Source organism: Aquiflexum sp., assembly GCF_041749095.1.
Classification (GTDB): Bacteria; Bacteroidota; Bacteroidia; order Cytophagales; family Cyclobacteriaceae; genus Aquiflexum.
This window is the reverse complement of sequence record NZ_JBGTCA010000217.1, coordinates 1-10,705: the sequence shown is the minus strand read 5'-3', so window position 1 is coordinate 10,705 and position 10,705 is coordinate 1. Positions and strand designations below refer to the sequence as shown.

6 protein-coding genes are annotated in these 10,705 nt (G+C 39.6%); 3 read left to right on the top strand and 3 right to left on the bottom strand.

Annotated elements, in window-relative coordinates; genetic code table 11:
* Positions 1–208 precede the first annotated feature (208 nt).
* The 3 genes from fbaA to ACEW8O_RS10630 form a co-directional block, all read right to left on the bottom strand.
* A complete protein-coding gene (gene fbaA, locus ACEW8O_RS10640; protein ID WP_373494612.1) occupies positions 209–1,270 on the bottom strand; it encodes a class II fructose-bisphosphate aldolase in 1,062 nt (353 codons plus the stop codon).
* 24 nt (positions 1,271–1,294) lie between these two features.
* Positions 1,295–4,075 carry an alpha-amylase family glycosyl hydrolase gene (locus ACEW8O_RS10635; RefSeq protein WP_373494611.1) on the bottom strand — a complete coding sequence of 927 codons (2,781 nt, stop codon included), beginning with the start codon at positions 4,073–4,075 and terminating at the stop codon, positions 1,295–1,297.
* 103 nt (positions 4,076–4,178) lie between these two features.
* Entirely contained in the window at positions 4,179–5,246 is a 1,068-nt protein-coding gene (locus ACEW8O_RS10630; RefSeq protein WP_373494610.1) for a SusF/SusE family outer membrane protein, read from the bottom strand.
* Positions 5,247–5,596: 350 nt separating this feature from the next.
* Between ACEW8O_RS10630 and ACEW8O_RS10625 the strand changes: the two genes are divergently transcribed.
* From ACEW8O_RS10625 to ACEW8O_RS10615, 3 genes are all read left to right on the top strand, one after another.
* Entirely contained in the window at positions 5,597–6,628 is a 1,032-nt protein-coding gene (locus tag ACEW8O_RS10625; protein ID WP_373494609.1) for a LacI family DNA-binding transcriptional regulator, read from the top strand.
* Between the two features lie 213 nt (positions 6,629–6,841).
* Positions 6,842–9,271, top strand: a complete 2,430-nt coding sequence (locus ACEW8O_RS10620) for a TIM-barrel domain-containing protein (RefSeq protein WP_373494608.1) — start codon at positions 6,842–6,844, stop codon at positions 9,269–9,271.
* A 41-nt stretch (positions 9,272–9,312) separates the two neighbouring features.
* Positions 9,313–10,647 carry an MFS transporter gene (locus ACEW8O_RS10615; protein WP_373494607.1) on the top strand — a complete coding sequence of 445 codons (1,335 nt, stop codon included), beginning with the start codon at positions 9,313–9,315 and terminating at the stop codon, positions 10,645–10,647.
* Positions 10,648–10,705: the final 58 nt, after the last annotated feature.

Sequence of the window (10,705 nt, the reverse complement as noted above, 5' to 3'; positions counted from 1 at the left end):
AATCATAAAATGATTGGATAAAAATCTCATATGTAATGCCTGCATGAGGCCAATGATTTTCAATTTTCTTTATTTTCCTATCTGTACACGAAGCGGTAAGTATTGACATTAAAAGAATAAAGGGGATTAAGTGTTGTTTCATAAGGGCTATATTTAAACAGAAAAAGTCACTTTTGAAGTGACTTTTTCAATATGATTGAAGTATTTATCAGTTTCTGTTTATCGCGTTGAGCATATCAAATGCCAACTCAAGTCTCTTGATAAATGATTCTTCTCCTTTTCTTAGCCAAACTCTTGGGTCATAATATTTCTTGTTTGGACCATCCGGGCTGTCAGGATTTCCCAATTGACTTTGAAGGTATCCTTCATTGGCCTTGTAATAGTTTTTGACTCCTTCCCAAAAAGCCCACTGCTGATCTGTATCTATATTCATTTTAACAGAACCGTAGCTATTGGCTTCCCTGATTTCCTCAGTGGTCGAGCCTGAACCTCCATGAAACACAAAGAATAGCGGTTTTCCGGTGGTTCCGAATTTTTGATTGATATAATCCTGGGAATTTTTGAGAATGACAGGCTTCAATGAAACATTTCCAGGTTTGTATACCCCATGTACATTTCCAAATGCCGCGGCAACAGTAAACAAATCTCCAACTTCCCTAAGGTGCTCATAAGCATAAGCTACCTCTGATGGCTGTGTATATAACTTTGAACTATCTATATCAGTATTATCTACCCCATCTTCTTCACCGCCTGTTACACCCAATTCGATCTCGATACCCATTTCAAGTTTTTTGAACTCTTTGAAATATTTCACCGAAATCTTTATGTTTTCCTCTACAGGTTCTTCTGAAAGATCCAACATGTGGGAACTGTACAATGGTCTTTTATAAGCTGCATAATATGCTTTGCCTTCTTCAAGCAAGCCATCAATCCATGGCAATAGTTTTTTGGCACAATGATCAGTATGTAATACAACCGGAACTCCATAAGCTTCAGCCATCCTGTGAACATGCAATGCACCTGAAATCGAACCTTGAATGGCACCTATTTGGTTTTCGTTGCCAACTCCTTTTCCGGCAAAAAATTGCCCGCCTCCATTTGAGAATTGAATGATTACAGGTGAATTTACCTTTTTGGCAGCTTCTAATACACCATTGACTGTACTGGTATTGATCACATTGACTGCAGGCATAGCAAACTCACTTTCCTTCGCATATTGCAAAAGATCCTTGAGCTCCTCACCATACTTTACTCCTGGTTTGAATTTCATGATTTTTTTTTCAAAAATGATTGATTATTGTTTTATGAACCGTTTTCTAAGCACTTGACGGTTATCACTGATCTCAAAGATATAAAGACCTGTGTTAAAATCCTTAATATCCACTTGTAAAATATTATCAGTAACCGTATGGCTTCCCTCTCTCAAGACGGAACCTTTCACATCTATAATCCTGTATCTGAACTGATTGACGGCTTCGGGTGCAGCCACATTTAATCTGTCATTGGCGGGGACCGGATAAAGTTTAAATCCGCTCAAATCCACCACCTCGGTTCCAATTGACGTAATGGGGTCTTCCAAAATGTCACCTTCAGGCAACGGAAGTTTCTGGTTGGTGAACAATAAAAACTGATTTGCCCTAACTCTGAAAGTTCTTGAGTTACCCGTAATATTAATTTCTTCTCCTGTGAAATAATTGTACCATGTACCTTGAGCAGGAAAACTTAAGTCTGCATTATTGATATCCGTAAGTCCAAAATTTCCATGTAGAATCATCTGGAAATCCCCATCAACAAGCCTGATGGATTTTAAGGGTTGAGCCAAATTGAGAACGGCATTATCCGGGGTATTGAATGCCTCATGGTTATTTTTAAGATCAATCATGGCCCTGTAAAGATTGAACAGTCTGATCCTCTCCGGATCATCAAGATAATCCCATCTCGTGGGTTTGATTCCAAGTCTATCATTGTTCAGTTCCAGATCATACCCGAATTCTTCAAACTGCCATATCATCTTGGGACCGGGAATTGAGAAAAAGAAAGCCGCCATCAACTGATTTCTATTGACAGCATTCTTGATCTGTCGGATATTGATGGGTGATGTCTGTCCAAAGGTCAGGGATTCCCACATTGTCCTTTCCTCATCATGGCTTTCCATGTAGCTGACCAGGTTGTTTTTTGACCAACCTCTGGTCTTATAATAACCCCAATCGAAATTTCTTGAACCTCCTTTGGCCATTTCCCTAAAATCAAAGTTCAGATTGCCCCAAAACATCATCCCATAATCTGCCAATTCCCTTTCTTCGGAATTGTCTGCAAAATGCTCAAGAATCACATAGGCATCAGGATGGTCCTTTTTGATCTGGTCATATATGTTTTTCCAGATATCGATTCTGGATTGATCTCTTTGACCCCACAGGCCGACATTATCACCTGAATTGACTTGGGTAAATCCTTTGCTCAGGTCAAACCTGAAGCCATCAACCTTATATTCAGTCAACCAATAATTATTGACTGAATCCACAAATGCCTTGGTATATGGACTTTCATGGTTGAAATCATACCCAACATTGAAAGGATGCCTTGCCGTCCTATTGAGCCAGGGATTATCCGGTGTCGGTGCACCATAATCCCCATCATTATAAAGTCTGACAAAAGGATTTTGGCCAAAAGCATGGTTTAATACCATATCAAGAATGACAACCATATCCCTTTTGTGCGCCTCATCTATCAGCTCCTTCAAATGGTTTTTTGGGCCATAGAATTTATCCACAGCAAAAAAGAAGGACGGATTGTAACCCCATGAAAGATTACCTTCAAATTCCTTGATGGGCATCAACTCTATCGCATTGATGCCAAGATCTTTTAAATATTCCAGCCTTTCAGTTACAGCTTTGAAAGTTCTTAGGTCATCAAAATCACGGACCAGAAGTTCGTAAACCACCAATTCCTCAGGTGCAGGTTTGTTGTATTCGGTGTGCTGCCATTGGTATTCCTGTTGTGCTGTTTGGAGAAAAGTGGCCTGAAACTCAGTTTTTCCATGAGGATAAGGTTTAAGACCGGGATACCTGTCCTGCTGTATGATTTCATTGTCATGAAAAGGATCAGATACTTTGTCTGCATAAGGGTCGCCTATCCTGAGGTTGCCATCAACCAAATACTGAAAAATATATTCCTGCCCGGGAATAAGTCCAGTCAATCTGTACCAGAACATTTCCCCATCCAAAGTCTGGTTCATTTGATATGCTTGCAGGACCTGCCAATCATTGAAATCCCCGATCACAAATGCATTTTTTTTCATTGGGGCTTCCAATACCAAAACCACTTCTGTATCAGATATATAATTGATACCCTTTATCACCCCTTGTGGTAAGGGCTGTTTTGGACTTGGTCCTACTACTGTGATGATAAGTTCTGCTGAATCTTCTTCTCCACCTTTTGCGGCCTTGGCTTCAATAATAAATACGCCTTCAGATGCTGCCTGAAAGGTGTAATTCAATTCATCAACATTAGAAGAAGAACTGACTATAGTACCATTTATTGAAATACTCAGGTCAGCAAGGTCTGAGGAAACTATAGAAATATCTTGGGTATCCCCCACTTCCAAAAGCACTGAGGAACTTGATGGATTGGTAAAAGCAACCTGAAAGCCTTGGCTAAGATCCACAAAAAAATCACCGTTGGTATCTGTCTTACCTTCTCGGGTACCATCTGCATTCCTGAACACCATGCCCATTCTATAAATGGTTTGCCCTGCTGTAATATTGAAAAACTCGTTAGGGATAAGTTCCCATTCCCAAATATTATTGGCCACTTTGGTCATTCGGGCATCGGGATTGGAAGTTGCCCAAGTAAATGGCACAATAGCCCAAACATTTGAGGTTGGACCAGCTATAACTGCACCGATATGGATATAGACTGGGTCTACACCTTGAAGCCCTGTGGTTCCTTTGGTAGCATCATAAGTGATTTTAATATTTTGGTCAGCTCGGGGGAAGCTTGGGACTGTTGTGACTTGTCCAAATACCGAAGCTGTCGAAACCAAAAAAACAATGGTAATGAGTAATTTATTAAGCATTTTTTATAATAAGGTTAGCTGATCTGGAATTTAAAGCTAAAAAGAGTAGATAGCAAAAAGGCTACTTAAATAAGTAGCCTTTTTATTAGGTCCAACATTAAAATTATGGTATCAATATATATCGTCCATCTAAGGAATTGAACCAAATTGTATAATTTCCTGCTTCCTCAATTGGAATATTAGGCCCTTCCTGAACTCCTTTACCACTGATGGGAGTATTTGCGCCCCAATTGACAGCCCAAGCGTCATTTGCCCTGAATTTCATTTCACCTACTGTGAGCGCAGCTGTAATTCTCCAGATATTCCCATCGAATGTTGATTTTATCATCGGGGTACTATTATCCCAGCTTCCTGCAGTTGCATTTCCAATAATACCCACTGTTGCATAGTCAGTACCTGCACCACCTGTATATGCTTCAATAGAGAAAGTATTGGTCTCAAGATTCATTGTAAAGGTGTAAAAACCATTTGATGGAATAACAAAGGCTCCCGGATCAGATCCTCCTCCTTCGTTGACAGCCACAGCAGTACCATCATTAGTGCCATATTGGGGCTGCCACGCACCTATTGTTTCCAGCACTTTAAATTCACCCGCATTAAAAAATCCTGTGTAAACATACAGGTTGGTATTTACAGGATCTCTGAACAAGGCTGGGTTATTGTTATCAGGATTCCATCCAGGTGCGGTGGCTGCACCGACTAGGAATAGGTTTTTCAGAACTGAAGCATCTTCATAAGTTGTAATTGCAACGGTTGAAGCTGTTCCAATAAGTTCAGGTATACTTCTTGTCGGTACCGCTTTTACCCGGAATTCCATATTTCCGGTTTCTCCTGCTGTGATACCTTTTGCTATTGCTCTCATATTGAGTGTATCTACCCTTACCAATAAGGTAGAACTGGTATTTGTGCGCAGTTCAATTGGGGTTGCAAAATTATTGCCCGGTCTATCCATTTGTATTGTATACCTAACTTCAGTAGGAACACCAAAATCAGCAGGACTGACTTCAAATGCAATAAATTCTTCTGCATCTTCTTCTGTCAAGATTATAGGTGAAGTGGATAAAATTGAAGAAGATGTTTGAGAAATAATTGTGGGTGGGTCTATTTCACCACAAGACCAAGTTAGAGGGAGCAAAAATGCTACCCAAAGGATTTTAGAAAGTACTTTCATAGGTATTAGTTTTTGGTAATTATTGTTGTCAAATATTATTAATTAATTTCAATTTAATACAGGTATTCTTCAATAAAACACCATTAAATCTAATGTTATCAGTGATTATGAGAAAATAACTCATTCAAAATTTAAACAAACAAAAATGTTAAAGCAAACACTTTACCTAAATTTCAAATAATAATATTAATGCAAACGTCACCGCAATCGTTTGCAGTTGGTTTAAAATTTGAATCTATTTTATGTATATTGGCATTATAAAAATCAAAATCACATAAAAACCCAGACAATTAAATTGCAATAAATCACTTAATTTCCCAACTAAAATCATTCTTAGAATAATATAATTTATGAAATTAGGCCAAGCCACAATTAAAGATATAGCAAGAGAACTTAATGTTTCTTCATCTACAGTTTCCAGGGCATTAAAAGATTACCCTGGCATCAGTGATGAAACAAAAAGAAAGGTCAAGGAATTGGCAGATAAATTAAATTACCGGCCCAATGCCGTGGCCCTGAGTTTAAGGAAGAGTAAATCATTTACCATTGGTGTCATCATTCCGGAAGTAGTACATTTTTTCTTCTCAACCGTGATCAGCGGAATAGAGGAAGTGGCTTTTGCCAATGGTTACAATGTAATTTTATGTCAGACCAATGAAAAACTTAGCCGTGAACAAAGCAGCATTGAAACCATGCTGTCCAATCAGATTGATGGTTTTTTGGTAAGCTTTTCCAGAGAAACAACCGATTTTACCCATTTCAAAAAATTATTGGATCTTGGATTCCCAATTGTGTTTTTTGATAGATTGCCCGAATTGGAAAACACTGTAAATGTAACGGTAGATGATTATAAGGGCGCATATGACGCAGTAAGTCATCTGATTGAACAAGGTTACAAAAAAATAGCACACCTTTCAGGTCCACAAAACCTAAACATTAGTAAGAAGAGAAAGGAAGGCTTTCTGGATGCCTTGAAGAATGCGGGAATTAAACCTGAGCCTGATTGGATCATTGAATGTCCTTACGGAACCGAAAAAGAAAGTTTTGACATCACTACTGAATTGTTCAAAAATCCGGAAAACAGACCTGATGCGATTTTTGCGCATCATGATATTGTAGCTGCCGGTGCAATGATGGCTTTGAAAAACTTAGGACTCAGGATTCCGGAGGATGTGGGAATAGTAGGATTTTCAAATTGGCAGTTTTCTTCCATGATTGACCCTCCCCTGACTACGGTATCCCAACCCGGATTCAAAATCGGGGAACAAGCTTCTAGACTTCTTTTAGAAATGATCAATACAAAAAAGGGTCAATCTTGGGAACAAAAAAATATAGTTTTGGATACCGAATTGCTGATCAGGAAGTCTTCTGTAAAGGTTTAATTATTTTTTTTCAACTTGGTCCATTTTTTTGTGCAAACGTTTGAAATTAACTGTTGGAGCTAAATCTTGCCTTAAATAAGTTTAAAACCCGCACTTGACCAAGAGACTTAAGCTTATACTCATTTCAAACTTCAATATTCCTTCCTAAATTGAACCGATAAGCCAATCGACAGATGAAAAATTATTTACCTTTTCAATCAAATTATAAGTCTAATGACCTCCCATTCTAAAAGCCCCCAGAATTTCAGAAATCTAGGTATCGGTGAAGTAAAATCTTGGAGCAAAATAAAAAGTGGAATCAAAGGTGAGACCCCATCAGCCAAATTTGAATTGACTATTTTCGATGAGCATACCATTAGGGTGCAGATCAGTCCAAATGATTCTTTTTATCCAAATCCTTACAGCACCGTCCTTTCTCCTAAAATCATTTCCATCAGGATTGAAGAAGAAAGAAATCAGATTTGGATCAAAACTTCAAAAATCCACCTTTGCGTAAACCTCTCCCCATTTTTTCTCACTTTCCAAACACCAACCGGTGAAATCATCAATCAGGATGATCCTGCTATTGCTGTTTCATGGTTGGGAACCGAGGTGACCAATTATAAAAAAATTCAGAAAGAAGAAAGGTTTATTGGTTTGGGTGAAAAAACAGGGAATCTTGACCGTTCAGGCAGGGCTTACACCAACTGGAACACTGATTATTTTGCCTATGGTGTAGGGGATGACCCTTTATATATGAGTATTCCTTTTTACATAGGCATCCATAATCAACTTGCTTATGGCATTTTCTTTGACAATACCCACAAGAGTGTTTTCAACTTTGGTGCCTCAAACAACCGGTTTGTTTATTATTCAGCAGACGATGGGGATATGGATTACTATTTTTTCCATGATGATTCGGTATCCAAAATTATCAGTGCCTATAGCGGACTGACCGGAAAAATGGAGATGCCTCCACTATGGTCTTTGGGATTTCAGCAGTGCCGATATTCTTATTATCCAGATTCTGAAGTAACTACTTTAGCCAAGACTTTTCGGGATAAACACATGCCTGCTGATGTGATTTACCTTGATATTCATCATATGGAAAAATACAAGGTCTTCACGTTTGATGGTGAAAAATTCCCTGATCCAAAAAGTCTGATCCGGGCTTTGAAAGAAAAGGGGTTTAAGGTGGTGGTCATCATGGATCCCGGTATCAAAACAGATATAGGTTACCTTCCATATGATGAAGGAAAGGAGAAAGACCTTTTTGTCAAATATCCGGATGGGCAGATCTATGAGGGGCAAGTTTGGCCCGGATGGTGCGCATTCCCTGATTTTACCAAACCCGAAACACGCCAATGGTGGGCAGAAAAGATGGCTTTCTACAATGATGCAGGTGTTGACGGTTATTGGACGGATATGAATGAACCTGCCTCTTGGGGCCAATTCACTCCAAATCTGATTGATTTTAGCTATGAGGGGGAAATAGTCAGTCATCGAAAAGCCAGAAATATTTATGGCTTTCAGATGGCAAGAAGTGCCATGGAAGGAAGTCTGCTTCAAAGACCTGAGGAAAGACCCTTTGTCCTGACAAGATCAGGGTTTTCGGGAATCCAACGCTATGCTGCTGCCTGGACAGGAGACAATGTGGCAAGTGAAGAACATATGATGGCAGGAATCAGACTGGTAAATAGTTTAGGAATCAGTGGTGTGGCATTTGCAGGTTATGATGTGGGCGGCTTTGCAGGGGAAGCCACGAAATCTCTTTTCGCCAGATGGATGAGTATTGCAGTATTTTCCCCGCTATTTAGGGCTCATTCCATGATCAACAGCAATGATGCAGAACCCTGGGCATTTGGTGAAGAGGTGGAAGAAATCTCCAGAAATTACATGAAATTAAGATACAGATTGCTTCCTACGATTTACAGCAGTTTTTATCAAAGTACTACATCAGGGCTTCCTTTGGCAAAAAGCCTGGCCATCGATTATCCCCATGACGAAAATATATACCTGTCAGCATTTCAAAACCAGTATCTCTTTTGTGATAAACTCTTGATAGCTCCGGTAGACAGCACCAAGGATATCACTAAAGTTTATCTGCCCGAGGGAGATTGGTATTATATGTACAACAGTCAATTTCACAAGGGTCATCAGGTCATTTATCAGGACTGTCCATTGAATTACCTCCCCGTATATGTCAATGCAGGATCCATCTTGGCTATCCAATCCGATGTTTCCCATACAGGAGAGTCAAATGATGGAATATTGTATTTGCATATTTATCAAGGAAAAGAAAAATCAATCCATGTTCACTATGAAGATGATGGCATCAGCCATGATTATAAGGAAGGAGGGTTTTTCAAAAGAGAAATTGAATGGGATTCCCCTGCAGGAAAATTGACATTTAAAAAGCCTCAGGGTGATTTCAAAAGCAAATTCAAAAAGATAAAACTCTTCATCCACGGTGACCAAAAAGTGGATTCTGCAAGAATAGGAAAATCCTCTTTAAAACCTGAATTTGAAAACATTGCATTTCTGGGTAAACTGACGGAATTTGATCCTTTACCGGAACATGACAATCCATATTATGAAATCAAAGGTGCAGCAAGTTTTACATTTGAGCATTCAACCGATGATTTTATCATAGATTTCCATTAAAAGTCCATGATTGAATTCTAATCAATATTTTACCCAAAATAATGCAGACATTAAGACAAAAACCAAGACTTAGCTTTTGGCAAATCTGGAACATGAGTTTCGGATTTCTTGGAATACAATTCGGATTTGCACTTCAGGGCGGATTCATGTCTAGAATATTCCAAACTCTTGGAGCCGAAAAAGACGCCATACCATTGCTATGGATCGCCGCACCCTTGACAGGTCTGATCATTCAGCCCATTGTGGGTTATTTAAGTGATCGAACCTGGCATTATAAATTTGGACGAAGAAGGCCATATTTTCTTATTGGAGCAGTATTGAGTACCTGCGCTTTGTTTTTTGCGCCTTACTCCAGTGCCCTTTGGATGGCAGCCGGGTCGCTATGGATATTGGATGCATCCATCAATATCAGCATGGAACCTTTCAGAGCGCTGGTCGCAGATAAATTGCCGGACAGCCAAAGATCTTATGGTTTTGTAGTGCAAACACTCATCATTGGTATAGGCACATGGATTGCAAGTAACCTTCCGTGGATGATGACACAGATGGGGATTCCCAATACAGCCGCACCAGGTGTAGTCCCTGACTCCGTCAAATATGCATTTGCCATTGGAGCTGTTGTGCTTTTAGGTTCAATTTTATATACCATTTTTACAACAGATGAGTATCCACCGGAGGATTTAAAAGCCTTTGAAAAAGAAAAGGAAGAGAATAAAGGCTTCTGGAATGGCTTTAAGGAGATTTTCCGGAATATCGCAAGTATGCCGGATGTCATGAAAAAACTTGGTGTCGTCCAGTTTTTTTCCTGGTTTGCCTTTTTCACCATGTGGAGTTTTGCGACTCCTGCGATAACGGAACATATCTTCAAAGCAACTGACACTTCCTCTTTGGCTTACAATAATGCCGCAGATAGTGTTGGGAATTATTTGGGTACTTATGGGCTAATCTCCATGTTCTATGCACTGATACTGGCCTTTGTGACCAGCAAAATCAAAATCAACAGGAAACTGGTCCACATGCTAAGCTTGATAGCAGGAGGCTGCGGTTTTATCCTGATTTATTATATATCAGAACCATGGATGCTCCACTTATGCTTTGCTTTGGTGGGAATCGCTTGGGCAAGTATATTGTCCATGCCCTACGCCATGCTTTCCAGCTCGGTCAACCCTAAGCAGATGGGCGTTTATATGGGAATATTCAATATGTTCATCGTCATTCCGCAAATCGTAGCTGCATTGGGCGGTATCAATGTGATGTATAAGTTTCTGTTTGGGGAAGAGGTGATTTTCACTATGGTACTTGCAGGAACATCTCTTATTTTAGCTGGATTTGCCAATTTACTGATTAGGGATAGGAATGCGACACATGATGGGTAGTTTTCAGTGTCCAGTGTTCAGTGTTCAGTAGGCAGTCGCAGTAGGCAGTGGGCAGTCG